Below are 26,412 nucleotides of genomic sequence, written 5' to 3' on the forward strand. Positions count from 1 at the left end.
CTGTGTTCGACAGCATCAGGAAATGGCTAAGCAAAGGCAAGGACCCGACGCAGCCTCGGTCTGAGCCGCAGCCGCAGCGAGAACCAGAACCAGAGCCGGAAGGGGATGAGCTCGCGATCCCCGCGCATCCCGAGGTCGGGCATATCTATGCCTTCCGGACGCGGCCCTTCTGCACCTTTTCCCCGCAGGAGACGGGGCGATATGCCGCGATCAAAGTGCTGGGCGTGTCGGACCTGCTCGTGGTCGTCGCGATCCTCGACGGCATCTGGCAGAGCCGTCCCTCGCTAGCCCAAGCAGAGCGCGCAGGCCTTCTGACCGAGCATCGTTTCGCGCACACTGGGCGGCTAGCCGTTTTCGGCGCGTATCGAAAGACGTGGGACATCGCGGAGGCCTTCACCGAGCCGCGCTTTCTCGGCCATGGCAGATTGACCGGCGAGGAGCGCGCGCGGGCCGCGAGCATCCTACGCGGCGACCTCGGCACAAGCACCGCATGGCTGACATTCGCCAATCATGCCCCGGAGGGCGAATGGCGGTGGACCCATGACCGCGAGGCCTTGCTGGAAGAAGTAACCTTGCGCGATGCCAAATCGGCGCGAGAGCAGGCGGAAAAAGAAGCGCGTTACAACGAAAGGCTGAAAGGCCTGACGCTCGAAACCCTGCTGGGCGAAACCCCCTTCGCCCGCTGGTCGCCCTCGCCCCCCTTTCCGCCCGAAGACTTCACAAAAGACGCTCGTGCAGCGATCCATGCAGCGTGCCGCGATATTCAGGCGCTGGGAGACAAGCCACGCAAGGCGGACGTCCGCAAGGTGCTCAAGCGCACGATGGAGTGGTTCAACGCCGCGGACGAAGCCGCCGGAAACGTGATCGAGACCGAAGAGCGCGAAGACATCATGGCTGTTTTGGAAGAAATTGCGCACGCGGCAAAACACAAGGCACTGGTGCCCGAAATCGACGATTGGCGCGATTGGTAAGTGCGCAGGTTTACCCCCCTCACCGCCCCTCCCGCTTCAACAACTCCGCCTTGATCTGCAATCCATAGGCATAGCCGCCCAATGTGCCGTCCGCCGCAATCACCCGGTGGCAGGGGATCAGGACCGCCACATGGTTCGCCCCGTTCGCCCCGCCGACCGCGCGGCTGGCCTTGGGGTTGCCCAATGCCGCTGCCAACTCCCCATACGACCGCGTCTCGCCCGAAGGAATGCGGCGCAGTTCTTCCCAGACGCGCTGCTGGAAGGCGGTGCCTTTCACGTCGAGCGGGATCGCGGCGGAGCCCGGCCCCGGCTGCTCGACCGCCTCCACAACCTGAGCGAATAGCGCCCTAAAATCCTCGCCCGCAGCGAACAGCTCGGCCTTCGGAAAGCGGGCGCGCAGTTCTGGCTCGCCCTCGCCGAAGGCCAGGCAGCACACGCCCTTGTCGGTCGCGGCGACCAGCATTGCGCCCAGCGAGGTCGGCAATACCGCCCAATGCACCCGCTTGCCCGCGCCGCCGCGGCTCCAGTCAACCGGCTTCATTCCCAGCCTGCCTTTCGTTTCGGTGTAGAATTGTTCAGACCCCCCGTAGCCCGCCTTTGACAGGGCCTCGGTCACGCTTAGACCCTGCCCAAGTGCCGCCCGCACCCGCTCCTCGCGCAGGGCCTTGGCGAAGGCGGCGGGCGACAGGCCGACGGTGCGTTTGAAAAGGCGCTGGAAGTGCGTGGGGGTGTAGCCCGTGAGGTCGGACAGCGCCTCCAGCGTCATCGCGGCCCCCTGTTCTCCCGCCGCCCGGATCGCCGCAATCGCCGCCAACACGCAAGCCTCTTCAGCGCTTTGGGTGTTGGGAGAGCAGCGTTTACAAGGCCTTAGGCCCACCTGCTCCGCCTGCACCGAGGTCGCATAGAACCGCACATTCTTGCGCAAAGGTGCCCGCGCCGGACACGAGGGGCGGCAATAGATGCCGGTCGAATGCACGCCGGTGACAAAGGCCCCGTCGAACCGCCGGTCCTTGGCCAGCGCGATCTGCCATCGGTCATCATCGGTGATGTTCTGCAAATGTTTCACGTGAAACACTCTGCCACAAGCCTCCCCCCGCTGCACCCCCGGTCTTTGCGCTCAATGTCGCGTGCAATCTCGCGCTGGCCGAAAAAGCGGCTATAACCCGCGCCATGACCCGGCTTCTTGGCGCGCTCGCCCTGCTCCTGACCCTGCTTGCCCTGCCCGCATCCGCCGATCCCGGCGATGTCGATGCGGCGTCGCGCGGGGTGGTGCGGGTGGTGATCATCGGCGAGGAAGGCGGCCAGCCCACGCCCATCAGCCACGGCACCGGCTTTGCCGTCTCGCCCACCCGGATCGTCACCAACGCCCACGTGGTGAGCGAGGCCGCGCAGGATGATACGCTGCGGATCGGAATCGTCCCGTCAGAGGGCGAAGGCGGGGCCTTTGCGCGGGTGGTGGCGATATCCCCGCGCAACGATCTGGCCTTGCTGGAGATTGCCAAGGGCAGCCTTCGCCTCCCCCCGCTGGCGCTGGCGGCAAGCGTCAACAGCAACCTTGGCGAGGTATCGGCGGTCGGCTATCCGATGAATGTCGATCTGGCGCAGGGCCTTGATATGGGGGACATTTTCCGCGCACAGCCGCCCGTCAAATCGCGCGGATACCTGTCGGGGGAGCGGCCCTCGCGGCAGTTCGACACGATCCTCCACACCGCCCCCATCGCGCGCGGCAATTCGGGGGGGGCCATTGCTCGATCCCTGCGGGCGGGTGATCGGGGTCAACTCCTTCAGTGCGGATTCGAGCGGCGGGGACGGCGAGTTCTACTTTGCGGTGTCCTTGCGCGAATTGCTGCCCTTCCTGCGCAAGAACGGGGTGGAGCCGGTCACCAACACCCTCCCCTGCCGCTCGATCGAGGAACTCAACGCCGACGAGCGCCAGCGGCTCGAAGCCGCGCAATCACAGGCCCGCGCAGCGCTGGCGGAGCGTGCCGAAAGCTTGCGCGAGGTGCGCGAAAAGGCGCAGCTGACCGCGCAGATGGATGTGCTCGAAGCGCGTGAGAACCGCATGGCGCTGGCGCTGATCGCGCTGCTGGGCGCCATCGGCGCAGGCTATGCTGCGATGGTGTGGCGCGGGGATGCCGAGCGCCGCACCCACACCCGGATCGCCGCTGCCTTCTCGGCCGCGGCGCTGGCGGCGGCGGTGCTCTTGTGGTTCACCCGCCCGGGCCTTTCCGAGATCAATGACCGGGTCGAAGCCGCCGTCGCCAAGGCAGAAGGCGGCGATGCACCCGCCCCCGATGGTGGCTCGGACGCCTCAGAGGGCGCGCTGATCTGCACATTGGTGCCCGAACGCAGCCGGGTGACGGCGGCCAAGACTGACGATGTGGCCTTTGAATGGTCGGCGGATGGCTGTGTCAACGGACGCACGCAATATGGCCTCGGGCAGGCCGGCGAGTGGCAACGGGTCTTCGCCGCGCAGGAGGACTCTGCGGTGGCGGTCAACACCTATGATCCCGAAACCCGCACCCTGCGCACCGATCGCTATCTGTTGGGGCAGGACGCACTGGCCGAAGCGCGCGAGGCCCGCGCCGCCTACGCGCCGCCTTCCTGCGGGGTGAGCGACGCGGCGCGTACCCTGGGCGAACAGCAATCGGCGCTGATCTCCAAACTGCCCGAGCGGCCCAACGAGCGGCTGGTCTATTCGTGCACGGCCAAGAAGTAGCGGCGAGGTGAACCGGGCCAAGTGGCTGGCGCTGATCGCGGGGGTTCTGGCCCTTCTGCTGGGCGGGCGGATGGTGCTGCGCTATCTCGACTGGCAGGCCTCCGATGCTGCGCGAATCAAGCCCGGAACCCCACGCCTCACGGCCGTTGCGGCGGGCTTCTCCGAGGTCGAGCGGGCTTCTCTCAATGCCTGCCTGTGCCGCCGCAAAGGCGGGAGCGATGCAGCCTGTGATGTGATCTATACCGGCACGCGCGATCAGATGCTGAAGCGGGTCTTCGGCAATAGTCCGCTTCCTGCTGACGTTGCTGACGTGTCAAGTGCACCGGTCTCTTACGAAGTAGAATGCTTTGCCTTCGCTGACGGACAACGCTGCCTGACGACGCGGTTCTACGTAGCTGTATCCTCCGAGAATTCAGCGCTGGACGAAGTCTGCACCGCCGAAGAAGAACGCGCCATCGAACAGGCCTCAGAGAGCGCATGGTGCGGCCCGGACGGTAAGGAACCGGCATCCAACGACCAGGACGCCATTGAAGCCGCCAACCGCCGTAGCATCACGGCCATCGACGAAGTGTTGCGCCGCATCAAGTCCAACCAACAGCTAAGGGCTCCACCACCAAAGAGCGGCTGCGCGGCATAGTCTTCGCCCCCTCTCCGCTTCGCACCTGCACAATTCCCGCCGCTCGCGGCTTGCACCATCGGGAATCAATTGCTAGGCGCGCGCCAACCTTGCGGGCAGCCATTGCGCACGCCCCATTCCCAAGGCCCAAGCAAATTTACCTTTTTGAAGCTTCCGAGAGGATTGCACGCGCGTGGATATTTCCGCCGGTATCAAGGCTAGCCTGGCTGGACGCTATGCCTCGGCCCTGTTCGATCTCGCCGCCGAAAACGGCAAGGTGACTGCGGTCGAGAAGGATCTCGAGACGCTGGGCGCTGCCCTGGCCGAATCGGGCGATCTGGCAGCGTTGACCACCAATCCCGAACTGGGCCGCGATGTCGCTGGCGCAGCGATGGCGGCGGTGGTCAAGAAGCTGAAACTTTCGGCCCTGACCGGCAATTTCATCGGCGTGCTCGCGGCCAATCGCCGGCTGGGCAAGCTGCCCGCGATCATCTCCGCCTTCAAGGCGATTGCTGCGGCCCAGCGCGGTGAAGTGACCGCCACAGTCACCAGCGCCCACCCGCTCAGCGACGACCAGATCGCCGCTCTCAAGACCAAGCTGACGGCACGCGAAGGCCGCACCGTCATGCTCACCGCCTCGGTCGATCCCGACCTTCTGGGCGGCCTCGTCGTCACCATCGGTTCGCAGCGCATTGATGCCTCGATCCGCACCCGTCTCAACTCGCTTGCCCAAGCCATGAAGGCCTAAAGGACAAACCCATGGAAATCCGCGCCGCAGAAATCTCGAAGGTCATCAAGGACCAGATCGCCAATTTCGGCACCGAGGCCGAAGTCAGCGAAACCGGCACCGTGCTGTCGGTGGGTGACGGCATCGCCCGTATCCACGGCCTCGACAAGGTGCAGGCCGGCGAGATGGTCGAATTCGCCAACGGCATTCAGGGCATGGCCCTCAACCTCGAAGCCGATAATGTCGGCGTCGTGATCTTCGGCTCGGACAGCGAGATCAAGGAAGGCGATGTCGTCAAGCGCACCGGCACCATCGTCGACGTGCCCGTCGGCAAGGGCCTGCTCGGCCGCGTGGTCGATGCGCTCGGCAACCCGATCGACGGCAAGGGCCCGATCGTCGCCGAAAAGCGCAGCCGCGTCGAAGTGAAGGCGCCGGGCATCATCCCGCGCGAATCCGTTTCGGAGCCCGTGCAGACCGGTCTCAAGGCGATTGACGCGCTGGTCCCCGTGGGCCGCGGTCAGCGCGAGCTGATCATCGGTGACCGCCAGACCGGCAAAACCGCTGTCGCCATCGACACCTTCATCAACCAGAAGGAAGCCAATCAGGGCGACGATGAAGGCAAGAAGCTTTACTGCGTCTATGTCGCCATCGGCCAGAAGCGTTCGACCGTGGCGCAGATCGTCAAGCAGCTCGAAGAAAACGGCGCGATGGAATATTCCATCGTGGTTGCCGCAACCGCTTCCGAGCCCGCCCCGCTCCAGTACCTCGCGCCCTACACCGGCTGCGCGATGGGTGAGTACTTCCGCGACAACGGCATGCACGCCGTGATCGTGTATGACGACCTTTCCAAGCAGGCCGTGGCCTATCGCCAGATGTCGCTGCTGCTGCGTCGTCCTCCGGGCCGCGAAGCCTATCCGGGCGACGTGTTCTACCTGCACAGCCGCCTGCTCGAGCGCGCGGCGAAGATGAACAGCGACAACGGCAGCGGTTCGCTGACCGCGCTGCCGATCATCGAAACGCAGGCGGGCGACGTGTCGGCCTACATTCCGACCAACGTGATCTCGATCACCGACGGCCAGATCTTCCTCGAAACCGGCCTGTTCTATCAGGGCATCCGTCCGGCGATTAACGTCGGCCTGTCGGTGTCGCGCGTGGGCGGTGCCGCCCAGACCAAGGCGATGAAGAAGGTTTCGGGCTCGATGAAGCTCGACCTGGCGCAGTACCGCGAAATGGCGGCCTTCGCGCAGTTCGGGTCTGACCTTGATGCCTCGACGCAGAAGCTGCTGAACCGCGGCGCGCGCCTGACCGAGCTTCTCAAGCAGAAGCAGTTCTCGCCGATGCCCTTCGAAGAGCAGACCGTGTCGATCTATGCCGGCACCAACGGCTTCCTCGACGCGATCCCCGTGAACCGCGTCAACGAGTACGAGAGCCAGATGCTCGACTACATGCGCCGCGAGCACGGTTCGGTCCTGACCGAAATCCGCACCAGCAAGAAGTTCGAAGGCGAAGTCGCGGACAAGACCAAGGCCGCGCTCGAAGCTTTCGCCAAGCAGTTCGCGTAAGGACGCCCTGAAGTGCCCTCACTGAAGGAACTCAAAGGTCGGATCAACTCGGTCAAATCGACCCAGAAGATCACCAAGGCCAAGCAGATGGTCGCCGCGGCCAAGCTGCGCCGTGCCCAGGCTGCGGCCGAGGCCGGCCGGCCCTATGCCACGCGCCTTGCAGCGGTGATGGCGAGCCTCGCGGGCAAGGTTGCGGGCGACAGCGCCCCCAAGCTGCTCGGCGGCACCGGGTCGGACCAGCGCCACCTCCTTGTGGTGGTGAACACCGACAAGGGGCTGTGCGGGGGTCTCAACTCGAACCTCGTCAAGGCCGCCAAGCTGAAGGCGCGCGAATTGCAGGCCGCTGGCAAGACGGTGGAGTTCTACCTCGTCGGCAAGAAGGGCCGCGCGCCGCTGAAGCGCGAGTTCCCGACGCTGATCGGCGCGGGCTTCGACACCAGCACGGTCAAGACCCCGGGCTTCAACGAGGCGGAAGCCATCGCCGACGAGCTGATCGCCATGTTCGAATCCGGCCGGTTCGATGTCGCGCACCTGATCTACCCGACCTTCAAGTCGGCGCTGGCGCAGGACCCGACCATCAACCAGCTGATCCCCGTCCCCGCGCCGACGCTGGCCGAGGACACCGGATCGGTGGTCGATTACGAACCGTCCGAGGAGGAAATCCTCGAAGAACTGCTGCCGCGCTACGTGCGCACCCAGCTGTTCGGCGCGCTGCTTGAGCGGGAGGCATCCGAACAGGGCGCCTCGATGACCGCGATGGACAACGCCACGCGCAACGCGGGCGAGCTGATCCAGAAGCTCACGATCATCTACAACCGCCAGCGTCAGGCGGCGATCACCACCGAACTCATCGAAATTATCGCGGGCGCGGAGGCGCTGTGAGAGTGATTGCGCCTTCCATTATTTTTGGCTTCTTGGGGGCTTGTTCCGTCAGTGACGGCTCAGCAGTTAGTGCTGCGGATGAACCGTCCGGCGTGAATCGGCTCATTGCTCTCGCCGAAAAGGCTGGAATCAGAAGCGAGATAGAGGCGTGTGATCGTCTCAAAGCCGGACCACCTGTTCCGGGAAAATCGCCTTATGCTCAGTGTGTGGAAGACGCGATCAACACAAGACAATCGTCAACCGTATTTGAAGAACTGTGCCGCGCAGTGCAGCCCAATTTCTACGGAAATCCCATTCAACCGAATGGGCGCTGCTACTACCCCGGCGTTTAACAGAAGCTTGTTGCAAGGAACGAAAAATGGCCACCGCCCCCGCTCTCAACCAGACCACCAACGGCATCATCAGCCAGGTCATCGGCGCTGTCGTCGACGTGCAGTTCCCCGGTGAACTGCCCGCGATCCTCACCGCGCTCGAAACCCGCAACGGCGACAAGACGCTGGTGCTCGAAGTCGCCCAGCACCTTGGCGAAAACACCGTGCGCACCATCGCGATGGATGCGACCGAAGGCCTCACGCGCGGCAGCGAAGTGATCAACACCGGCGCGCAGATCTCGGTGCCGGTCGGCCCCAAGGTTCTCGGCCGCATCATGAACGTGATCGGTGAAGCCATCGACGAGCGCGGCCCGATCGGTGCGGAAAGCACCATGCCGATCCACGCCGATGCCCCGCTGTTCATCGACCAGTCGACCGACGCGGCGATCCTCGTCACCGGCATCAAGGTCATCGACCTGCTCGCCCCCTATGCGCGCGGCGGCAAGATCGGCCTGTTCGGCGGCGCTGGCGTGGGCAAGACCGTGCTGATCCAGGAACTCATCAACAACATCGCCAAGGGCCACGGCGGCGTGTCCGTCTTCGCTGGCGTGGGCGAGCGTACCCGCGAAGGGAACGACCTCTACCACGAATTCCTCGACGCCGGCGTTATCGCCAAGGACGCCGATGGCAACGCCACCTCGGAAGGCTCCAAGGTGGCGCTCGTGTTCGGCCAGATGAACGAGCCCCCGGGCGCCCGCGCGCGCGTTGCTCTGTCGGGCCTGACCATGGCGGAATATTTCCGCGACGTGGAAGGCCAGGACGTGCTGTTCTTCGTCGACAACATCTTCCGCTTCACGCAGGCGGGCTCGGAAGTGTCGGCGCTGCTCGGCCGTATTCCTTCGGCGGTGGGTTACCAGCCGACGCTGGCGACCGACATGGGCAAGCTGCAGGAGCGCATCACCTCGACCACCAAGGGTTCGATCACCTCGGTGCAGGCGATCTACGTTCCTGCGGACGACCTTACCGACCCTGCGCCTGCTGCGTCCTTCGCTCACCTTGACGCGACGACCACGCTGAACCGTGCGATTTCGGAACTCGGCATCTACCCGGCGGTCGACCCGCTGGACTCGACCAGCCGCGTTCTCGAGCCCCGCGTTGTCGGCGCGGAGCACTACGAAACCGCCCGCCGCGTTCAGGAAACCCTGCAGAAGTACAAGAGCCTGCAGGACATCATCGCCATTCTCGGGATGGATGAACTGTCGGAAGAGGACAAGACGATCGTCGCCCGCGCGCGCAAGATCCAGAAGTTCCTTTCGCAGCCGTTCCACGTCGCGGAAGTCTTCACCGGTATCTCGGGCGTGTTCGTGCAGATCGAAGACACCGTGAAGAGCTTCAAGGCAGTGGTCGACGGCGAATATGACCACCTTCCGGAGCAGGCCTTCTACATGGTCGGCGGCATCGACGACGTGGTCGCCAAGGCCAAGAAGATGGCTGAAGAGGCGTAAGGCGACATGCCCCTCCACTTCGAACTCGTCACCCCCGCCAAGCTCGTCCGGTCCGAGGAAGTCCACATGGTGGTCGTCCCCGGCACCGAGGGCGAATTCGGCGTGCTCGAGGGCCATGCGCCCTTCATGAGCACCATCCGCGACGGTGCGGTGCAGGTCTTCGCCAAGGAGGGCGCCCCGCCGGAGATCATTCAGGTGCGCGGCGGCTTTGCCGAAGTGAACGAGAAGGGCCTCACCGTCCTTGCCGAGCACGTCGAGGGCTAAGGGCCTCCGAGCCAGAAAGATACATAAGGGCGGGCCGCTTGGTCCGCCCTTTTTGTTTGTATCCCCTTCCCTTTCCACCTCTCCCTCGGCACAACACCGCGCAGCTTATTCCCCGAGGAGAGGACGCTTGAAACTTGTCTCCACATTCGCATTGGCACTCGCAATGACCGTCGCATCAACAACAGGCGCAATCGCGCAGGACACCGCCGCCGAAACCGGCATTCCCGGCCCCGAGCAGGATCCTTATATCTGGCTCGAAGAAGCCCGCAGCCCCGAGGCGCTGGACTGGGTCGCCAAGGAAAACGAGCGCACGCTCGCCGCATTCGAAGCCGATCCGCGCTATGCGCAATTGAAGGCCGAGGCGCTGGCGATCTTCGACAGCGAAGACCGCATCCCCTTCGTCAGTTTCCGCCCGGATGGCCTGTACAATTTCTGGCAGGACAAGGCGAACCCCAAGGGGCTGCTGCGCCGCACCACGCTGGAAAGCTACCGCACCGAAAAGCCGGTGTGGGAGACCATCCTCGACGTTGATGCGCTCGCCAAGGCGGAAGGCAAGGAGTGGGTCTATCAGGGCTCGACCTGTCTGCCGCCGGCAATGAACAGGTGCATGATCGCGCTGTCCGACGGCGGCGAAGACGCCACCATCATGCGCGAATTCGATACCTCGACGAAGCAGTTCGTCGAAGGCGGCTTCGTCCTGGATTCGAAGAGCCAGGGCGGGATCGAATGGGTGGACGCAGACACCCTGCTGGTCGGCCGCAATTTCGGCGAAGGCACCCTCACCGAAAGCGAATACCCCTTCACCACCCGCGAATGGAAGCGCGGCACCGCGATCAGCGACGCACCGGAAATCTTCCGTGGCGATGCCAAGGACGTCTCGTCGGGCGCGGCGCTGCTGCGCGACAATGACAGCACCATCCACGCCCGCATCGCCTATCGCGGGATCAGCTTCCATGAGCGGCTGTGGTATGTCTGGAAGGACAACCAGTGGCTCCAGCTGGAGTTGCCCACCAAGGCGAACCCTGTCGGTATCGTCGACGGGCACCTGCTGTTCTCGCCCGATGTCGATTGGGCGGTTGATGGCCAGACCTTCCCCGCAGACAGCCTCGTCGCGGTCGATCTGGACGAATGGAAGGCCAACCCCAACGGCGCGAAGAAGTCGCTGGTGTGGGCCCCCGCCTACCGCCAGACCAAGCAGGGCAGCACGGTCACCGGCGGCGGGCTCTACGTCGCGCTGCTCGACAATGTTGTTGGCAAGGTGCTGAAGTTCAACTTCGATGACGGGCGCTGGACCAGCACGCAGGTTGCCCTGCCCGACAATGCAACGGTCGGCATCGCGGCGTCTTCGGACGAGACCGACCAGATCATGTACACTGTGACCGGCTTCCTTGAGCCGACCACGCTGTACTACACCGATGGCTCTGCGCCGCCGGCGGTGCTCAAGACATCGCCCGCCTATTTCGCGCCCGAGGGCATGGACGTCGAACAGCACGAGGCGGTCAGCAAGGACGGGACCAAGATCCCCTACTTCATCGTCAAGCCCAAGGGGATGAAGGCCGACGGATCGACCGCGACGCTGCTCACCGGCTACGGCGGGTTCCAGGTGCCGCGCCTGCCCGGCTATCTCGGCACGACCGGCAAGCTGTGGGTCGAAAAGGGCGGTGCCTATGTGCTCGCCAATATGCGCGGCGGGGGCGAGTTCGGGCCGAACTGGCACCAGACCGCGATCCGCGAGAACAAGCAGCGCACCTGGGACGATTTCCTGGCGGTGGCAGAGGACCTGGTCACGCGCGGCTACACCAAGCCGCAGCACCTCGGCATCCAGGGCGGCTCGCAGGGCGGGTTGCTGGTCGGCACCGCTTTCACCCAGCGGCCCGACCTGTTCGGTGCGGCGATCGTGCAGATCCCGCTGTTCGACATGCTGCGCTATCACCTGATCGGGCGCGGAGCTTCGTGGATCGGCGAGTACGGCGATCCGCGCATTCCCGAGCAGCGGGCATGGATCGAGGGCTATTCGCCCTACCAGAAGATCGTGGAAGGCGTGGAATACCCCTCGCCCTTCCTCTGGGCATCGACCGCTGATGACCGCACCCACCCCGCGCACGCGCGCAAGGGGGCGGCGCGCCTCAAGGAACTCGGCCAGCCCTATTACTACTTCGAGGATACCACCGGCGGCCACTCCGGCGGGGTCGACAACGACCAGCGCGCCAAGCTGCAGGCGCTGCAATTCATCTATCTGATGCAGCGGTTGATGGACGCACGTCCGGCCAAATAAGCGCCGCACAGCGCGATGCAATCGAAGGGGCGGCTCCACGCGGAGTCGCCCCTTTTGCATTAACCCCGGCGAGGCAAACGGGGTGCCTGTAAAGCAGTCCGACACTTTGCCCTCAACTCGTCGCGCAGGAGGCACGGCGCGTTTCAACAACGCTCTGTTAACCGTTTTCGACAAGGTCTCGTTAGGTCTCCCCGTCAACACTCGGCCCATCGGGGGCGATGACGCGTGACGAGGAAGATAAGTGATGGCCTATCCCAGAAACATTTCGATTGCCGACGCGATCAAGAGCTATAACCAGCTGCCCAGAACGCACCGCGTTCACTGGTCCAAGGCACGCAAGGATGAAGTCGTGCGCGCGGTCCACGACCGGGCGATCAGCTTCCACGAGGCCCGCGAACGCTATCTTCTCAGCCGTAGCGAGTTCGAACAGTGGGAAGCCGATTATCTCGCCAGCGGTGGCGAAACCACCGGAATGCAGGACGCCTGAACCTCTATCACTGGGCCGCGACGGGGATCAGCACCTCGTTGCGGCGCAGCGGGCCGGGAACCATCGGCGCGTCGTAGAAGGCAAACTCCGCCTCGCCTGCGGGCATCAGGCCTTGCACCATCATCCAGTCGCGCAGGCGCGCTTCCATCAGCGCCAGATCGCTGGCCCCGCCATTGCCCGAAAACCGGATCGCCGCCATCCGCCGCGCCGGCATCTGGGTCAGGGCGATATCGGCGGGCGCGGGTGGCAGGGTTGCCAGCGTGTATTTGGACGGCATGACAAACCGCATCCGCCATTCGCCCGGCGCGGTCTCGTCCTGAAGCACTGGCGACGTCATGGCGATCTTATCGCCACCTGCGGGGCGGTCCTGTGCGAAGATATAGGCGGCAAGGCGGCGGAAGCTCGCGCCGCTGGCACGCTCTCGGCTACCGGTGTGGCTCACCTCGGCGACCACCAGCGAGGGATAGTCGCGTAGCTCGAAATCCTGATCAGCCCGCACCAGCGCGAACTCGGGCTGCTCGGTCTGGCGGTATTGGGCATACACGGCGGCTGCTCCCACGGCTGAGAGGGCGACTCCGGCGGCGATCCAGCGTCCGGCTTTCATGGCGTATCTCCTGATCCAAGGCCCCCGCATGTTACTAGTCCGCGAAGGCTTGGATCGTTCCCGCCGACAATCGCCTGTTGCGCTGGACTACCGCGTCGGTGCGTCGAAATCGGCAGGCTTGTTCGCGATCCAGGTGACGAACTTGGCAATTGCAGGGTTGTCGCGGATCACGCTCGGCTTGTCACCGATGCGCGCCAACTCGTTATTGGTGAAGTTGGCGTGGATCGTTTTGTGGCAGATCGGATGGATCGGCACCTTCACCTTGCCCTTCTTCGCCTTGGGCACGGGGTGGTGCCACTGGACGATGTCGCCCAGCGGGCGGCCGCAGAGCCAGCAGGTGTAGTTGGCATCGTCACTCATTGCCGAAGGGGTCCGCGCGAATGGTTTCTTCAGTGAACAGCTCGCCTTCGTCTTCCCAGATCGCGTTGGCGGCGTTCATGTCGATTGGTTTGAGATCAGGATCATCGCAGATGCGGATCGACTGAAATTTCCCCGCGCGTTCGATCACGATGCCATCACTGATCGCCGGATTGTTGCCTTCCTCGCCGAAGCCGGTGCGCACCATGCGGCTGAAGATGACGTAGCGCGTATCGCCGTTATCGAAGGCGATCTGCGATTCGCCGCCGCCGGAATACATCGCGTGGGCGTATTTGCCGCCCTCAAGCTCAAGCTCGGACGTAGAGCCGCCATAGCGGTAACGCCCGTGCCACTCGCCCGCGCCGCACACCGCGACACGTTTGCCGTCGGCGAATTTGCAGGTGAAGATGGGCATCTCGTCAGCGGCGCAGGCTCCGGCAGGGACGCGCTTCTGCTCCACCATTTCTCCCGCGAGAGCGGGCGAAACATCCGACGAAGGCGTCGCGGCGACCGGATCGGCTGCGGGGCTGGCGACCGGCTCGCCCTGACAGGCGGCCAGCATGGCAAGCGCTGCGAGAGCGGCTGTACGCCTCACCCCTTCTTCTCCGCCGCTTTCTTCTTCTTCATCGCATCGTGGAAGCGGTCGGCCCAGCCGTCCTTCACCAGCTGTTCGGCGCGCACCATGCGCAGTTCGCCCGGAGCGACATCGCGGCTGACGGCTGATCCGGCTGCGACAATCGCATCGGCGCCGATGGTGACGGGCGCGATCAGTGACGAGTTCGAGCCGATGAAGGCGCCCGGTCCGATCACGGTCTTGTACTTGAAGTACCCGTCATAATTGCAGGTGATGGTGCCCGCGCCGATATTCGCGCCCGCGCCAATGGTGGCATCGCCCAGATAGGTCAGATGGCTCGCCTTGGCGCCCGCATGCATAACCGCGTTCTTCACCTCGACGAAATTGCCGACGAAGCTGTTCTCTTCCAGCACGGTGCCGGGGCGCAGGCGCGCGAATGGCCCGACCTTGACCCCGCTGGCAAGGCGCGCACCCTCGATATGGCTGTTCGCGCGGATCAGCACGTTATCCGCTACCATCACGCCGGGGCCGAAGAACACGTTGGGCTCGATCGTGACGTCCCGGCCCAGCACCGTGTCCCAGCTGAAGAACACCGTGTTGGGCGCGATCAGGGTCGCGCCCTCGTCCATCGCCTGCACCCGCCGCGCCGCCTGCCAGCGCGCTTCAGCCTGTGCGAGCTCGGCGCGGGAGTTGATCCCGGCGACCTCGGTCTCGCTCGATGCGGTGATGACCGCGCAGCTGCGGCCATCGGCAATCGCGATATTGACGATATCGGGGAGGTAATACTCCCCTTGTGCATTGTCATTGCCGACCCGCGCCAGCAGCGCGAACAGGTCTTCCGCGCGCGCGGCCAGCAGGCCGGAATTGCACAGGTGGCAGGCGCGCTCGCCTTCGTCGGCGTCCTTGAATTCGACCATCTTGAGGATGCGGCCTTCGTCATCCGCGATCACCCGCCCATAGGCGAGCGGATCGGCGGGCTCGAAGCCGAGCACGACCGCAGCCGGTGCATCCGCGCCGTGAAGCCGCTCCAGCATCGCGCGCATCGTGGCCGCCTTCACGAAGGGCACATCGCCGTAAAGCACCAGCACATCGCCCGCGAAGCCTTGCAAGGCGCCTTCGGCCTGCTGCACCGCATGGGCCGTGCCAAGCTGCGGCTCCTGAAGGCAGGTCGCCGCGCGCGCCCCCACGGCCTTCTCGATCTGGTCACGCCCCGCGCCAACGACCACCGCCGTCCGCTCAGGCCCCAATTCCGCCACGCTCGCCATCAGGTGTTCGAGCATGGCACGGCCCGCGATTGTGTGCAGCACCTTGTGGGTGTCGCTTTTCATGCGGGTGCCCTTGCCCGCGGCAAGGATAATGGCGGCGAAAGGATGTGTCGTGGTGGTCGTCATGAGAGCCCCTGTAAGCAATGGAGCGCCTGCCAGCAAATGCTTGCGGTTTGAAGTCGCATCCGGCACCGCGCCGCTGACTTTGGAGACCCCATGACGCACATTCCTTTCGACGCAATCGGCTTCGACCTTGATGGCACGCTGCTCGATACCTTCCGCGATCTCGGCGCGGCGGTGAACCATGCGCTGGTGCTGGGCGGTTTTGCCGAGGTGTCGGTGGAAAGTTCCAAGGATCTGATCGGCGGCGGGGCCAAGATCATGCTCGCCCGCGCGGTCGAAGCCCAGGGCGGCCTGCCCGAGGACGAGTTCAAGCGGCTCTACAAGGCGATGCTGGCCTATTACGAAGCGCACAACGCCGTGCATACCGTGCCCTACCCCGGCGTGCGCGAAGCCCTCGCCGAACTGGCGGCGCGCGGTATCCGCATGGCGGTAGTCACCAACAAGTTTGAAGCCTTCGCCCGCAATGTCCTCACCCAGCTTGATCTGATCGACACATTCGAGACCGTGATCGGCGGCGATTCCATGGGCAAGGGCGATGACGGCCAGTTCCTCGCCAAGCCCCACCCTGCCCCGGTTCTCGCCGCGCGCGAGGCTTTGGGAGGCGGGCGCTTCGTCTTCATCGGCGATTCCACCTATGATGTGCGGGCGGCCAAATCGGCCGGCGTTCCGGTCATCGCAGCCGCCTATGGCTATTGCGACAGACCCCCGCACGAACTGGGCGCAGATGCTGTCATCGATTCGTTTGACGGCCTGATTCCCGCGCTGGCGGGCCTCGATCCCGCCGCCTGACCCTACGGCATCGCCTCCTGCCTTTTCCGTTGTTGCAAGGCGCTCACGAAAGTGCCACGCAGCGCGCCGCATATCGGTTTACGCGGGCGTAAAGCGCAATCGCGCTCCGCCCTCTCGCAAGACAGGAGAGAACAGACATGACCATCAGCTTCAAGGACAAGGTCGCCATCGTCACCGGTGCAGGCGGCGGGCTCGGCAAGGCCTATGCATTGGAACTCGCCCGTCGCGGCGCCAAGGTTGTCGTCAACGACCTCGGCGGTTCGCGTGACGGCACCGGCACCTCGGACGCGGCTGCGCAGGTCGTCGCCGAAATCGAGGCAATGGGCGGCGAAGCCATCGCCAACGGCGGCTCGGTCACCGAGTTCGAGCAGATGGAAAAGATGGTCGCCGACGCCAAGCAGAAGTGGGGCGGCGTCCATGTGCTGATCAACAACGCGGGCGTGCTGCGCGACAAGACCTTCGCCAAGATGGAACCGGCCGACTTCGAATTCGTGGTCAAGGTCCACCTCACCGGATCGGCCTTCGCCACCAAGGCGTGCTGGGAAACCTTCCGCGAGCAGGGCTATGGCCGCATCCTCATGACCGCATCGTCGACCGGCCTGTTCGGGAACTTCGGCCAGGCCAACTACGGCGCGGCGAAGCTGGGCCTTGCAGGTCTCACCAAGACGCTGGCGCTGGAAGGCGCGAAGTACAACGTGCGCTGCAACACCCTGTCGCCGGTCGCGGGCACCCGCATGACCGAGGACCTCTTCCCCGAAGAAGCCTTCAAGCTCTTCGCGCCCGAGAACGTGGTTCCGGCCGCGCTGTTCCTCGTCAGTGAAGATGCGCCCAGCAACGCCATCGTCGGCGCGGGCGCTGGCGGCTTCCACTCCTCGTGGACGGTGATGAACGACGCCGTGTGGCTGAAGGACGAAGACCGCACCGTCGAAGGCTTCGCCGCCCGCTGGGAAGAGATCAACGCCTTCACCAACCTGATCGCCCCGCAGTCCGGCTCCGAGCAGTCGGGCAACATCCTGCGCGCGATGCAGAAGGTCACCGGCACCGGCCCCGCCAGCGCGCGGGGGTAAGCCAGCCTAGAGCCAATCACAAAGCAAGGCCCGTTCCCGAGAGGGGGCGGGCCTCTTGCTTTTGGCGGGAAGCTCAGCGCGGCGTCGGCCAGCCGGTCAGCATCTGCCCCACCCGCTTGTCCGCCGAAGCGGGCTTGCGAAGATCGCCGCCGAACGCACCGTCATTGTAATACCAGACGACCTTCCCGTCCTCGGTATCGACTAACATCGAAAACCCGAAATGCGGTGGCGGTGGCATGGTGTTGGTGCCATCGCTCATCACATTGGCCATTCCGCCGAGCAGTCGTCCCAGCTTGGCGCCATCGGTCGTGTAGGCATCGTGCATCTTGATAAGCAATGCGTAGCGCGCGCCAAGACTAGCCCCGCGAACCTCCTCGAGTTCACTGGGCGGCAGACGGTATTCGAACTGTCCCTTGGGCAGGTTCTTCGTAGCTCGACCGAGATTTGCATCCAGCGGGATCGGGAAGCTGCCCTGCGGCACCTTGAACGCGATATCGAGGTTGAGATTGAGAAAGGTCTTCCAGAAGCCCTGCGAAAGCGGCTTCGATGCCGGATCGTTCCAGTCATCGAAGCGCCACTGCACGGTCTTCGTTGCGGGGTGGCGCTTCAAGGCTTCCTGCAAGTTGACATGCGCCTGCGCGAGCCACTCGGGGTCCACGATCTGGCGATTGGCCGAATCGAGCATGCCCATGAACATGTCGGGCCGCACAACAGCCACCTGAGGTTTCTGCTCGGTGTCGAAGACGAAACCTTGCGCGGTGTACTTGGCCCCCGCCTCAAGGGGCAGGACGGGCACCGATACGACGAGGGCTGCCAGCAGCCCGACACGAAGCCACGATTTCACGGCACCCCCCTCAATTTTCCGCGTTACTCCTCGACCGCCTTCAGCAGCCGCCGCTCCATTGGCGCGAGCACATTCGCCAGATCATGCCCGCGCTTCAAGACCTGGCCGTGCTCGCCAAAGAGGGTCCACATGCCCTGCTTGCCGCGCAGTGCGGGGCGCTTTTCGACGCGCGCCTGCGGGCGTTCGGCGGTGCGGCGGAAGGCGGCGAAGCTGGCGGCCTGACGGGTGAAGTCCATCGCGTAGTCGCGCCACTCGCCCGCCGCGACCATGCGCCCGTAAAGATCGAGAATGCGCATCAGCTCTGCGCGCTCGAACCCGACCTGATCCGCACCGCGCGCGGGAAAGGGTACCACCTGGCCCGCGCCCAAGCCTGCGGCGCCCGGCGTCTTGGGTGCGGCCATCCCGGGGCTCAGTCCTTGGATGCGCGCTTGCGCAGTCGCACCGGCGTGTCAGCCGGAGCCTCGACCGGCTGGGCAGCGACCTCAACGGCAGGCGCCGCGCGCTCGGCCAGCAGCGCCTTCATCACCGCCATCTCCTCGCGCATTGTGGCGACCTCGGATTCGAGCTTCTCGATGCAGTCGCGGCGCGGGCGGCCCTGATCGTCACACGGCGGATCATCGCAAGGGGTGCCATAGGGCACGAAATCGCGCATCCACGCCTCGGCCGGAACGAGCGTCGATCGCGCCTTGATCCCGACCATCGTCGCCCCTGCGGGCACATCTTCGGTCACAACGGCATTGGCACCCACGCGCGCCCGCTCGCCCACCACGATCGGTCCAATGATCTGCGCGCCCGATCCGATGATGACATTGTCCATCAGCGTCGGGTGACGCTTGCCGCCCTTGCCGTTGGCGGGATTGGTGCCGCCCAGCGTGACGCATTGGTAGATCGTGACATTGTCGCCGATCTCCGCCGTCTCGCCGATCACAGTGAAGCCGTGGTCGATAAAGAAGTTCTTCCCGATGGTGGCACCGGGGTGAATGTCGATCGCGGTCAGCAGGCGCGCGATGTGGTTGACCGCGCGCGCGAGGAAATAAAGCTGCGCTTCAAACAGCCAGTGCGCCACGCGGTGGAAGCCCATCGCCCAGACGCCGGGGTAAAGCAGGATCTCCCAACGCGAGCGCGGCGCAGGGTCGCGTGCGCGGATCGAGTCCAGATAGCTGACTAGTTGCTCTAACATGGCCCCTCAACATCCCACCAATGCGCAGCCATTGCAATCAGGCCGCGCGCTTTCAGAGCAGGCGCTGCTGCTCCGGCCCGTGCAGGGCCTCAAGCGCAGCGCGCCACACAGACATGGTGGCGGGCGTCTGGCGTTCAAGAGAAATGCGGTCGATTGTCGCCACCAAGGCCTCGATCGCGGCAAAACTGCGGGTGGTGCGGGGGACGAGATAGTCGGCCGCGCCTTCGGGCAGGGACAGCCCGCGATGCTCGGCATGGGCAAGGATCAGCTCTGCCGCCATGACGTCATCGGGTGCGCCGATCTCCAGTTGCAGCGATCCGCCGATGCGCGAGGCAAGGTCGGGCAAGGCAATGCGCCATCCAGCGCCGCCCCCAGCGTCAGCGTTGGCGATCAGCAGCAGCGCCCCGCCCTCTCGCGTTCCGCCCTGTTGCACCGCGTTCCAACGGTGGAACAGCGCGGTCTCGTCAAGGCTCCGGGCGTCGTCCACCACCTCCAGGCGTTCCGCTCCGTGGAGGCCCTGCGCCCAGCGACCCAGCAAGCTCTTCCCCGAGCGCGGAGGGCCGGTGAGCACGGCGACATGGAACGGCCAGCGCTCTGGCGTCTGAAGCGCTTCGATCACTTGGGCATTGGCATTGCCGACCACGATCCGCTGGGCGGCAGCAGGCGCACGCGCCGCCAGCGGCAGGGCGATCTGGGACGGCTCGCTCATGGGCAAGCCCCGCCTAGCGGCTGATGGCGAGCGCGTTCGCCCCGCGCCGCACGCTGAACCCGCGCGCTTCGAGCGCTGCGGCCAGTTCATCGAGCGATCCGGCAAAGCTCACGCTCATGACCGACGTGCCGCCGATTGCGGTGCTGGTGACGCCCACGCCGCGCACGCCGCCGGTGCCGCGCACCGCGCCCAGTGCAGCGTCGAAGGTAGATGCATCGGGCGTGGCGAACTGGACGGTGATGCTGCGCACCGCCGCCTCGCCCGGCTCCGTCCCGGTAACGGTCTGGGCCTCGATCCGCGGCACCGCGCCGCTCGCGATGGCCGCTTCGGCCGACCGGCGCGCCTGTGCTGCGCGGCCGATTTCGATGAGTCGCTGGATCGCCGGGTCGATATCGCCCCCGGCACCGAGCCTGAGGCTCGGGTCAGGCCGCAGCTTGCCCGATGCGAGCGCGCCGGTGAAGATCTGGTCCATCCGCTCGACCGCCTGCGCCAGCATCTCGGGCACCGCGTCGGGATTATCGGCCTTGAGGGTGAAGGTCTCCAGCGGGCGGCTGTCCGGGCCATAGCGCGCGACGAAGGTCCCGCTGACCGGCCCACCCGGGAACTGGTGTTCGAGCCGCGCGAAGGCCATCAGCACATCGGTTGCGCCATATTGGTCGAGTGTCGAGCGCCACCAGGCGCGGCTGCGGCGCTGGGTCTGCCCGAAATTGACGAGCAACGAATCGCCGCCCGCCCCGCTCAGGCGCACATAATCGATCCGGCTTTGCCCCGGATTGAACTCGGCCCAGGCGCGTTGCCACGGATTGCGCTGTTCGAAGGTGATGTAGGCGCCGCCCGATTCCTGCACCGGAATCAGCAGCAGCGGGGCCGAACGCACCTGTTGCGCGGCGCCGCCGAGATAGCTGCCTGCGCGCTGGCGATCGAACACCACACCGAGCGTGGCGATATAGCGCCGGGGGCCCAGCCGCTCGCGCTCGATCACGATGGCCGAGACGAGTCCGTCAAGCTGGCTGTCGGAAAGTTTCGGCCCCTTCAGCTTCTCCCACGCCTTGCGCTGCGCCTCGCGCCAGCCGTTGGCGCGCGCGTCCTCGGCGCTTTTGCCCTGCACATCGACGGTGATTCCCTTCACCTCGATATCGGCGCTGGCGGCGGTGGGCGCGATCCCGCGCTCGCCCGCGACCTGCGCCAGCAGGGCATAGCCGCCGCCGAGCAGCATAAGCGCCAATACAGCACCGCCCAGCCACCGCCGCAGGGGCGAAGAATGGGCGGCAGCAGGGCCGAGGAGGGAAAGCGAAGCGCTCATGGGGAAAATCGCCTGTCCTTTGCCCAATGGCGAGTGGAATTCCAAGCGCGAAAGGCTATGGGCCTCTGCATGACTTCGGGGACAAACGAGAGCAAGCCGCAAGGCTCGGGCTACACCTACGCCGATGCGGGCGTTTCGATTGCGGCGGGCAATGCGCTGGTCAAGGCCATCGCACCGCTGGCGAAAGCCACCGCACGCCCCGGCGCGACCAGCGAGCTGGGCGGGTTCGGCGGGTTCTTCGACCCCAAGGCGGCGGGCTATAAAGACCCGCTGCTGGTCGCAGCCAATGACGGTGTCGGCACCAAGCTGAAGCTCGCGATCGAGCATGACCGGCACGATACAGTCGGCATTGATCTGGTCGCCATGTGCGTCAACGATCTGATCGTGCAGGGGGCAGAGCCTTTGTTCTTCCTCGACTATTTCGCCACCGGCAAGCTGGAGAACGGTGTCGCCGAGCGGGTGATCGCGGGGATCGCGGAAGGCTGCAAGATCGCCGGATGCGCGCTGATCGGCGGCGAGACAGCGGAAATGCCGGGGATGTATTCGGCGGGCGATTATGACCTCGCGGGCTTCTGCGTCGGCGCGGTGGAGCGCGGCGAGCAGCTGACCGGCGACAAGGTGGCGCCGGGCGATGTGCTGCTGGGCCTCGCGTCGAGCGGGGTCCACTCCAACGGCTATTCGCTGGTGCGCAGGTTGGCGGCGGACAAGGGTTGGAAGCTCAACCGCCCCGCCCTGTTCGATCAGGAGCAATTGCTGATCGACGCGCTGATTGCGCCGACCCGAATCTATGTCGCGAGCCTGCTGCCGCTGATCCGCGAAGGCCACATCAACGCGCTGGCCCACATCACCGGCGGCGGGTTGCTCGAGAATATCCCGCGTATCCTGCCTGATGGCGCGCACGCGCATGTCGATGCCGATCTGTGGCCGCAGCCGCGCCTGATGGCCTTCCTGCAGGCACAGGGCCACATCGAGCCCGAGGAAATGGCCCGCACCTTCAACTGCGGCGTCGGCATGGTGCTGGCTGTCAGCGCCGACAAGGTCGCCGATGTCACCGCGAAGCTGGAAGCCGCTGGCGAGACTGTCGTCACGGTGGGCCGGATCGAAGCGGGCGAGAAGGGCTGCACCGTGCGCGGCTCGATCGAGACCTGGTCGGCGAAGGCCGGTTGGAGCGCGACGCACCTTGGCTGAAAAGGCCCGCATAGTCGTCCTCATCTCCGGCGCGGGGACCAATATGGCTGCGCTGGTCTATGCCAGCCGGATCGGTGACTGCCCTTACGAGGTGGTGCTGGTCGCCAGCAACGATCCCGCCGCCGCAGGGCTGGCGCTGGCCGCAGCCGAGGGGATTGCCACCTTCGCTCTGCCCCACAAGGGCATGACCCGCGATGCCCATGACGCCGCGATGGAAGCCGCAGTGCTGGAGTCGGGCGCGGACACCATCGTGCTCGCGGGCTATATGCGCATCCTGTCGGACGGCTTCGTGGAGCGCTGGGCGGGCCGGATGCTCAATATCCACCCCTCGCTGCTGCCCAAGTACAAAGGGCTCGACACCCATGCCCGCGCCATCGCAGCGGCGGATAGCCACGGCGGGACCAGCGTCCATCTGGTGACGCCGGAATTGGACGCGGGCGAGGTGCTGGCGCAGGTCCGCGTGCCGATCGTGCCGGGCGAGACGGCGGAGAGTCTCGCCGAACGGGTCAAGCTCGCCGAACACCAGCTCTATCCGCGCGCAGTGGCCGATTACGTCAGCCGCTGGCGCAATCCCGGATGGCTGCTCGAACAGTTGCGCGCCCGCGCGCTCGCCTTGCCCGAAACCAGCGAACAGGAGAGCTTCGGCTCCGCCGGGTTCCGCGTCGGTGAAGGCAAATCGGGCAAGTATTTTGCCTATTTCTCCGAACGCCCTCACGGGCATGACCGCATCGCGCTGCTCGCCAAGACCAGCGGGATGGACGAGCTCCACGGCCTCGTGGAGGATCAGCCCGAGACCTATTTCAAGCCCGCCTTCTACGGGGCGAGCGGTTGGGTGGGGATCATCCTCGACCGGCCCGATCTCGACTGGGGCGATGTCGATGCGTGGCTCCAGCGCAGCTGGCGCTCGGTCGCGCCCAAGCGGCTGACCCGGCTGCTGGACATCGCGGACGAATTCTGATGGCACCGGTTCGCGACCATCTGCTGGCGCGCGGGCCACTTGCGGAACGGGCCAATACATTTCTCGGCAAGGCGTGGGAGCGCGGCTGGCTGCCCCCGCCCGAACTCGATCCTGACGCGCTGTGGGCGCTCGCGGCCAAGCCCTACGGCGCGAAGGCCGAGGCGGTGGAGCATGGCGGACGATCGGCCGAAGACGTTGCCGATTTCCGCGAGCGGCTCACGCGGATTATCGCTGCGGTCGAGGCCGAGGCCGGTCTCAACCCGCTGGGCCGGACGATGGCCTGGGGGCAGCTGTCGCGCGTGGTCAAGAACCGCCTCGCCTTCGGCGCGTTGTGGCTAGATCGGCCCGAGCTGCTGAATACCCCCCTCGCCCCGCCGATCATCATCATCGGGCACATGCGCAGCGGCACGACCCGCATCCACACGCTGCTCGCCGCCGATCCGGCGCATTCGCACACCCGCTATTGCGACGCCTATCACCCCGTTCCCGCCCCGCTCGGCCTGAACCGGGTGAAGGCGGCGATGGAACTGGCGATGCTCGGAATGCTCAACCCGTGGATGCAGTCGATCCACCCGATGGCACCCGCCGCGGTCGAGGAGGAGCTGGCGTGGATCTCCGCCGCGCTCCACCATTCGATCTACGAAAGCCAGTGGCATATCCCGGCCTATTCGGCGTGGAGCGAGGCCCGCGACCCCGCGCCGATCTACCGCGAGTTCGCGCGCATCCTGAAGACCGATGCCGCGCACAGGGGCATTGCCGATAAGCCGCGCGTGCTGAAAGTCCCGGCCTTCGCCGAAGACCTCGCAACGCTGCTGGCGCTGTTCCCTGATGCGCGGCTGGTGATGGCCGAGCGCGAGCAGGAGGCGGTGCTGCGCAGCGCGATCAGCCTTGCCGCGAACCAGATGGCGATGCAGTCCGATAGCTGCTGCCTTGAGGCAATCGAGACGCGGTGGCGGCACAAGATCGCCCTGCGCGAGGCGCGCATGGCCGAGGTTCTGTCCGGATGGCACGGCCCGACCACACGCGCGCGTTTCGACGATCTCAATGCCGATTGGGAGAGCGCCATCACCCGCGTCTATGCCGATCTCGGCCTCACCCTCACCGCCGAGGCGCGCGCTGCAATGCGACGCACGATGGCGGCGAGCGAGAGCGGGCATCACCATGCGCACCGCGAGCAACTGGCGCGGTTCCAAGGGGCGGATTGACACCGGATCCCGTTCGCCTCGAGCGCAGTCGAGAGGCCGTAGCCAAGTGTCTCGACTACGCTCGACACGAACGGAAGCTGACCCAAAGCAAAAGGGCCGCCCCCTTGCGGAGACGGCCCTTTGGAAGCTTCAGGTCAGCCAGATCAACCGACGATTTCTTCCGGGTTGAAGAAGAAGGCGATTTCGATCGCGGCGTTCTCTTCCGAATCCGAACCGTGAACGGTGTTTTCACCGATCGACAGGGCCAGTTCCTTGCGAATCGTGCCCGGCGCAGCGTCGGCGGGGTTGGTCGCGCCCATGATGTCGCGGTTGCGGGTCACGGCGTCTTCGCCTTCCAGCACCTGCACCACCACCGGCTCGCTCATCATGAAATCGACGAGTTCACCGAAGAAGGGGCGCTCGCGGTGCACGCCGTAGAAGCCTTCGGCCTGTTCGCGGGTCATGTGGATACGCTTGGAAGCGACGACGCGCAGGCCGGCGTCTTCCAGCATCTTGGTGACAGCGCCGGTCAGGTTGCGACGGGTGGCGTCGGGCTTGATGATCGAAAAGGTGCGGGTAACCGCCATGATAATGCTCCTGTGAACGTCTTTTTGATTTGGGGGGATATTGGCCGCGCGCGTTAGATGCTGCGCTGCAAAATGGCAAGCCCGCCCGCAGCGCGACAGCGCGCGGCTCCCTGGACCGCCAAAGCGGCTGATGGTCAGCCAAGCCCTGCGCTGGTGCTATTTGATGCCGATGGTGATCTGGCCGGTCGTGACGCCATCGCCTTTGGTCGCGGTGACCGACAGACCCGATCCGTCGCTCTTGCGCTCGCCGATAACGGTGATGGTGCCGTTGGTGGTCAGCTCTGCCGCGATGTCGAAGCCCGCCGCCTTGGCCTGATCACGGTAATGCGCGATGACTGTGTCGGCAGCGGCATCGGTTTCGTAGGTGACCATGGCCCCGCCGCCCCCGGCCTCGGTCACTACCGTGTTGGTCAGCACTTTCGATCCGGGAAACAGGCTGAACCCTTCGGGCAGGCTGAGCGGCACGCCCTCGCCGGAGCGTAGCGATGTGGTGCCGTTTTCGCCGTCGATGGTCATGCTGGTTTCGCCGGTCTCGGCGTCGATCCGGTATTCGGCATCCTTGCCGTCCGATGTGGTGAAACTGCCCGAACTCTCCGAACCGCAGGCCGCAAGAGCGAGTGTTGCCGAGGCCGCAAAGGCCAATGCCGTGATGCGCATGTCTGTCCCCCAATCGTCCAATCGGGTGAGAAGATTCCCTATCGTGGCGCCGGACGCAAGCCCTCAGCCCTTCTTGACCCAGCGCCCGTCTTCCTGCGCGTAATAGGCGCGCTCCACATCCTCGCGCCCGTCCTGCGCGCGCCATGCGGTCCGCGCGGCAGGGGCGGCGTCGGGCGGGAAGAGCAGGAACACGCGGGCAAAGCCGGGCGCGTCGCGGAAAGTGCCATCGGCAAGGATCAGGTGGCTCGCGCCATTGGTGGCAACAGGCTCGGCAGAGAGAAGGATAGGCTGGCGTTCCGCACCCGGCGCGTCCGCCTCGCCATTGGCAAGGAAACTCTCCGCCCCCGCCTGCCATAGCGCGCGCGAAATTGCGGCGCGTTGATCGGGGTCGGAGGATACCACCAGCACCCGCTGCCCCTCGCCCACCGCGCGCTTGGCAATCAGGGTGACGACCTTTTCAAGCGGGTCGTGGGTATATTGCCAGAAATCGAGCTTCACGTTCCTTACCGTCCTACCGCTGCGCTACTTGAGGACGGGAACCTTTGCCCGAACGGCAGCGATCGGAACAATACTTCACATTGTCCCAATCCCGCTCCCACTTCTTGCGCCACGTGAAAGGCAGCCCGCAGGCGAGGCAGGTTTTGGTCGGCAGATCGGATTTTTTCCGCATTTTGGCCATGCCCGGCCTACCGCTTCGCTACTTG

Annotated in this window: 30 protein-coding genes and 1 pseudogene; 16 read left to right on the forward strand and 15 right to left on the reverse strand. The window is 65.3% G+C overall.

The genetic code is table 11. The annotated features are described in order from the left end of the window. Positions 1-2: 2 nt before the first annotated feature. Positions 3-971 carry a hypothetical protein gene (locus tag KVF90_RS14400; protein ID WP_264392262.1) on the forward strand — a complete coding sequence of 323 codons (969 nt, stop codon included), beginning with the start codon at positions 3-5 and terminating at the stop codon, positions 969-971. A 19-nt stretch (positions 972-990) separates the two neighbouring features. On the opposite strand, the gene ada is transcribed toward KVF90_RS14400, so the two are convergent. Together ada and KVF90_RS14410 are read right to left on the reverse strand one after the other, a co-directional pair. Beyond that, on the reverse strand, positions 991-2,037 hold the full coding sequence (ada, locus tag KVF90_RS14405) for a bifunctional DNA-binding transcriptional regulator/O6-methylguanine-DNA methyltransferase Ada (protein ID WP_264392263.1): 1,047 nt from the start codon (positions 2,035-2,037) through the stop codon (positions 991-993). Beyond that, entirely contained in the window at positions 2,034-2,294 is a 261-nt protein-coding gene (locus KVF90_RS14410; protein ID WP_264394714.1) for a hypothetical protein, read from the reverse strand. The genes ada and KVF90_RS14410 overlap by 4 nt, the downstream gene beginning before the upstream one ends. 51 nt (positions 2,295-2,345) lie before the next feature. Here KVF90_RS14410 and KVF90_RS14415 point away from each other — a divergent pair. From KVF90_RS14415 to KVF90_RS14460, 10 genes and pseudogenes are all read left to right on the forward strand, one after another. Next, positions 2,346-2,666: pseudogene (locus tag KVF90_RS14415) on the forward strand (trypsin-like peptidase domain-containing protein); the annotation flags it as partial. A gap of 49 nt (positions 2,667-2,715) precedes the next feature. Beyond that, positions 2,716-3,690, forward strand: coding sequence for a hypothetical protein (locus KVF90_RS14420; protein ID WP_264394716.1), 975 nt, complete (start codon positions 2,716-2,718; stop codon positions 3,688-3,690). A 7-nt stretch (positions 3,691-3,697) separates the two neighbouring features. Beyond that, complete coding sequence (locus KVF90_RS14425) at positions 3,698-4,327, forward strand: hypothetical protein (protein WP_264392264.1); 630 nt, start codon at positions 3,698-3,700, stop codon at positions 4,325-4,327. Positions 4,328-4,499: 172 nt separating this feature from the next. After that, positions 4,500-5,054, forward strand: coding sequence for a F0F1 ATP synthase subunit delta (locus tag KVF90_RS14430; protein ID WP_264392265.1), 555 nt, complete (start codon positions 4,500-4,502; stop codon positions 5,052-5,054). Positions 5,055-5,065: 11 nt separating this feature from the next. Then, positions 5,066-6,595 carry a F0F1 ATP synthase subunit alpha gene (atpA, locus tag KVF90_RS14435; protein WP_264392266.1) on the forward strand — a complete coding sequence of 510 codons (1,530 nt, stop codon included), beginning with the start codon at positions 5,066-5,068 and terminating at the stop codon, positions 6,593-6,595. Between the two features lie 12 nt (positions 6,596-6,607). Then, entirely contained in the window at positions 6,608-7,477 is an 870-nt protein-coding gene (locus KVF90_RS14440) for a F0F1 ATP synthase subunit gamma (protein ID WP_264392267.1), read from the forward strand. Between the two features lie 358 nt (positions 7,478-7,835). Next, positions 7,836-9,293 (forward strand): F0F1 ATP synthase subunit beta, encoded by a 1,458-nt coding sequence (atpD, locus tag KVF90_RS14445; RefSeq protein WP_264392268.1) that lies wholly within the window; start codon positions 7,836-7,838, stop codon positions 9,291-9,293. A 6-nt stretch (positions 9,294-9,299) separates the two neighbouring features. Further along, positions 9,300-9,557, forward strand: a complete 258-nt coding sequence (locus KVF90_RS14450; protein ID WP_264392269.1) for an ATP synthase F1 subunit epsilon — start codon at positions 9,300-9,302, stop codon at positions 9,555-9,557. Positions 9,558-9,684: 127 nt separating this feature from the next. After that, positions 9,685-11,832, forward strand: coding sequence for a prolyl oligopeptidase family serine peptidase (locus KVF90_RS14455; protein WP_319641035.1), 2,148 nt, complete (start codon positions 9,685-9,687; stop codon positions 11,830-11,832). Between the two features lie 244 nt (positions 11,833-12,076). Then, positions 12,077-12,319, forward strand: a complete 243-nt coding sequence (locus tag KVF90_RS14460) for a DUF1153 domain-containing protein (RefSeq protein ID WP_264392270.1) — start codon at positions 12,077-12,079, stop codon at positions 12,317-12,319. Positions 12,320-12,326: 7 nt separating this feature from the next. Here KVF90_RS14460 and KVF90_RS14465 read toward each other — a convergent pair whose 3' ends face one another. From KVF90_RS14465 to glmU, 4 genes are all read right to left on the reverse strand, one after another. After that, positions 12,327-12,923 (reverse strand): SOUL family heme-binding protein, encoded by a 597-nt coding sequence (locus KVF90_RS14465; RefSeq protein ID WP_264392271.1) that lies wholly within the window; start codon positions 12,921-12,923, stop codon positions 12,327-12,329. An 87-nt stretch (positions 12,924-13,010) separates the two neighbouring features. Then, entirely contained in the window at positions 13,011-13,283 is a 273-nt protein-coding gene (locus tag KVF90_RS14470) for an HNH endonuclease (RefSeq protein ID WP_264392272.1), read from the reverse strand. After that, entirely contained in the window at positions 13,276-13,875 is a 600-nt protein-coding gene (locus KVF90_RS14475; RefSeq protein ID WP_264392273.1) for a hypothetical protein, read from the reverse strand. Before KVF90_RS14475 ends, KVF90_RS14470 begins: the two co-directional genes overlap by 8 nt. After that, complete coding sequence (glmU, locus tag KVF90_RS14480; protein ID WP_264392274.1) at positions 13,872-15,245, reverse strand: bifunctional UDP-N-acetylglucosamine diphosphorylase/glucosamine-1-phosphate N-acetyltransferase GlmU; 1,374 nt, start codon at positions 15,243-15,245, stop codon at positions 13,872-13,874. The genes KVF90_RS14475 and glmU overlap by 4 nt, the downstream gene beginning before the upstream one ends. Positions 15,246-15,335: 90 nt before the next feature. On the opposite strand from glmU, the gene KVF90_RS14485 reads away from it, so the two are divergent. Next, positions 15,336-16,031 carry an HAD-IA family hydrolase gene (locus KVF90_RS14485; RefSeq protein WP_264392275.1) on the forward strand — a complete coding sequence of 232 codons (696 nt, stop codon included), beginning with the start codon at positions 15,336-15,338 and terminating at the stop codon, positions 16,029-16,031. Positions 16,032-16,168: 137 nt separating this feature from the next. Continuing rightward, entirely contained in the window at positions 16,169-17,098 is a 930-nt protein-coding gene (locus tag KVF90_RS14490; RefSeq protein WP_264392276.1) for an SDR family NAD(P)-dependent oxidoreductase, read from the forward strand. A gap of 73 nt (positions 17,099-17,171) precedes the next feature. On the opposite strand, the gene KVF90_RS14495 is transcribed toward KVF90_RS14490, so the two are convergent. Genes KVF90_RS14495 through KVF90_RS14515 form a run of 5 tightly spaced genes read right to left on the reverse strand, consistent with a single transcriptional unit; the run spans position 17,172 to position 21,134 of the window. After that, positions 17,172-17,942 (reverse strand): hypothetical protein, encoded by a 771-nt coding sequence (locus KVF90_RS14495; RefSeq protein ID WP_264392277.1) that lies wholly within the window; start codon positions 17,940-17,942, stop codon positions 17,172-17,174. A 23-nt stretch (positions 17,943-17,965) separates the two neighbouring features. Continuing rightward, positions 17,966-18,343 carry a DUF2794 domain-containing protein gene (locus KVF90_RS14500; protein ID WP_264392278.1) on the reverse strand — a complete coding sequence of 126 codons (378 nt, stop codon included), beginning with the start codon at positions 18,341-18,343 and terminating at the stop codon, positions 17,966-17,968. A gap of 8 nt (positions 18,344-18,351) precedes the next feature. Then, positions 18,352-19,122 carry a serine O-acetyltransferase EpsC gene (gene epsC / locus KVF90_RS14505; RefSeq protein WP_264392279.1) on the reverse strand — a complete coding sequence of 257 codons (771 nt, stop codon included), beginning with the start codon at positions 19,120-19,122 and terminating at the stop codon, positions 18,352-18,354. A gap of 52 nt (positions 19,123-19,174) precedes the next feature. Next, positions 19,175-19,831 (reverse strand): HdaA/DnaA family protein, encoded by a 657-nt coding sequence (locus tag KVF90_RS14510; protein ID WP_264392280.1) that lies wholly within the window; start codon positions 19,829-19,831, stop codon positions 19,175-19,177. Between the two features lie 13 nt (positions 19,832-19,844). Continuing rightward, on the reverse strand, positions 19,845-21,134 hold the full coding sequence (locus KVF90_RS14515) for a heavy-metal-associated domain-containing protein (RefSeq protein WP_264392281.1): 1,290 nt from the start codon (positions 21,132-21,134) through the stop codon (positions 19,845-19,847). A gap of 69 nt (positions 21,135-21,203) precedes the next feature. On the opposite strand from KVF90_RS14515, the gene purM reads away from it, so the two are divergent. The 3 genes from purM to KVF90_RS14530 are packed head-to-tail and all read left to right on the forward strand — an operon-like array spanning position 21,204 to position 24,485. Further along, positions 21,204-22,322 (forward strand): phosphoribosylformylglycinamidine cyclo-ligase, encoded by a 1,119-nt coding sequence (purM, locus tag KVF90_RS14520; RefSeq protein ID WP_264392282.1) that lies wholly within the window; start codon positions 21,204-21,206, stop codon positions 22,320-22,322. Then, the gene (gene purN, locus KVF90_RS14525) at positions 22,315-23,280 is read left to right on the forward strand and encodes a phosphoribosylglycinamide formyltransferase (RefSeq protein ID WP_264392283.1); all 966 of its coding nucleotides are present in this window, start codon (positions 22,315-22,317) and stop codon (positions 23,278-23,280) included. Before purM ends, purN begins: the two co-directional genes overlap by 8 nt. Beyond that, a complete protein-coding gene (locus KVF90_RS14530) occupies positions 23,280-24,485 on the forward strand; it encodes a sulfotransferase family protein (RefSeq protein WP_264392284.1) in 1,206 nt (401 codons plus the stop codon). Before purN ends, KVF90_RS14530 begins: the two co-directional genes overlap by 1 nt. 143 nt (positions 24,486-24,628) lie before the next feature. Here the strand turns inward: KVF90_RS14530 and ndk are convergent, their stop codons facing one another. The 4 genes from ndk to KVF90_RS14550 all read right to left on the reverse strand — a co-directional run bounded on the left by ndk (position 24,629) and on the right by KVF90_RS14550 (position 26,387). Next, entirely contained in the window at positions 24,629-25,051 is a 423-nt protein-coding gene (ndk, locus tag KVF90_RS14535; RefSeq protein WP_264392285.1) for a nucleoside-diphosphate kinase, read from the reverse strand. A gap of 156 nt (positions 25,052-25,207) precedes the next feature. After that, a complete protein-coding gene (locus KVF90_RS14540) occupies positions 25,208-25,708 on the reverse strand; it encodes a hypothetical protein (protein ID WP_264392286.1) in 501 nt (166 codons plus the stop codon). A 63-nt stretch (positions 25,709-25,771) separates the two neighbouring features. Beyond that, entirely contained in the window at positions 25,772-26,206 is a 435-nt protein-coding gene (locus KVF90_RS14545) for a DNA polymerase III subunit chi (protein WP_264392287.1), read from the reverse strand. A 13-nt stretch (positions 26,207-26,219) separates the two neighbouring features. After that, on the reverse strand, positions 26,220-26,387 hold the full coding sequence (locus tag KVF90_RS14550) for a DUF2256 domain-containing protein (RefSeq protein ID WP_264392288.1): 168 nt from the start codon (positions 26,385-26,387) through the stop codon (positions 26,220-26,222). Positions 26,388-26,412: the final 25 nt, after the last annotated feature.

The organism is Porphyrobacter sp. ULC335 (assembly GCF_025917005.1).
Classification (GTDB): domain Bacteria; phylum Pseudomonadota; class Alphaproteobacteria; order Sphingomonadales; family Sphingomonadaceae; genus Erythrobacter.

Bases quoted from the DNA above. Each gene is read 5' to 3' on its own strand.
- KVF90_RS14470 (WP_264392272.1), bottom strand. From the start codon at position 13,283: ATGAGTGACGATGCCAACTACACCTGCTGGCTCTGCGGCCGCCCGCTG.
- KVF90_RS14510 (WP_264392280.1), bottom strand. From the start codon at position 19,831: ATGAGCGAGCCGTCCCAGATCGCCCTGCCGCTGGCGGCGCGTGCGCCT.
- KVF90_RS14500 (WP_264392278.1), bottom strand. From the start codon at position 18,343: ATGGCCGCACCCAAGACGCCGGGCGCCGCAGGCTTGGGCGCGGGCCAG.
- ndk (WP_264392285.1), bottom strand. From the start codon at position 25,051: ATGGCGGTTACCCGCACCTTTTCGATCATCAAGCCCGACGCCACCCGT.
- KVF90_RS14450 (WP_264392269.1), top strand. From the start codon at position 9,300: ATGCCCCTCCACTTCGAACTCGTCACCCCCGCCAAGCTCGTCCGGTCC.
- KVF90_RS14515 (WP_264392281.1), bottom strand. From the start codon at position 21,134: ATGAGCGCTTCGCTTTCCCTCCTCGGCCCTGCTGCCGCCCATTCTTCG.
- KVF90_RS14550 (WP_264392288.1), bottom strand. From the start codon at position 26,387: ATGGCCAAAATGCGGAAAAAATCCGATCTGCCGACCAAAACCTGCCTC.
- epsC (WP_264392279.1), bottom strand. From the start codon at position 19,122: ATGTTAGAGCAACTAGTCAGCTATCTGGACTCGATCCGCGCACGCGAC.
- atpD (WP_264392268.1), top strand. From the start codon at position 7,836: ATGGCCACCGCCCCCGCTCTCAACCAGACCACCAACGGCATCATCAGC.
- glmU (WP_264392274.1), bottom strand. From the start codon at position 15,245: ATGACGACCACCACGACACATCCTTTCGCCGCCATTATCCTTGCCGCG.
- KVF90_RS14465 (WP_264392271.1), bottom strand. From the start codon at position 12,923: ATGAAAGCCGGACGCTGGATCGCCGCCGGAGTCGCCCTCTCAGCCGTG.
- KVF90_RS14530 (WP_264392284.1), top strand. From the start codon at position 23,280: ATGGCACCGGTTCGCGACCATCTGCTGGCGCGCGGGCCACTTGCGGAA.
- KVF90_RS14540 (WP_264392286.1), bottom strand. From the start codon at position 25,708: ATGCGCATCACGGCATTGGCCTTTGCGGCCTCGGCAACACTCGCTCTT.
- KVF90_RS14490 (WP_264392276.1), top strand. From the start codon at position 16,169: ATGACCATCAGCTTCAAGGACAAGGTCGCCATCGTCACCGGTGCAGGC.
- KVF90_RS14460 (WP_264392270.1), top strand. From the start codon at position 12,077: ATGGCCTATCCCAGAAACATTTCGATTGCCGACGCGATCAAGAGCTAT.
- atpA (WP_264392266.1), top strand. From the start codon at position 5,066: ATGGAAATCCGCGCCGCAGAAATCTCGAAGGTCATCAAGGACCAGATC.
- KVF90_RS14485 (WP_264392275.1), top strand. From the start codon at position 15,336: ATGACGCACATTCCTTTCGACGCAATCGGCTTCGACCTTGATGGCACG.
- purM (WP_264392282.1), top strand. From the start codon at position 21,204: ATGACTTCGGGGACAAACGAGAGCAAGCCGCAAGGCTCGGGCTACACC.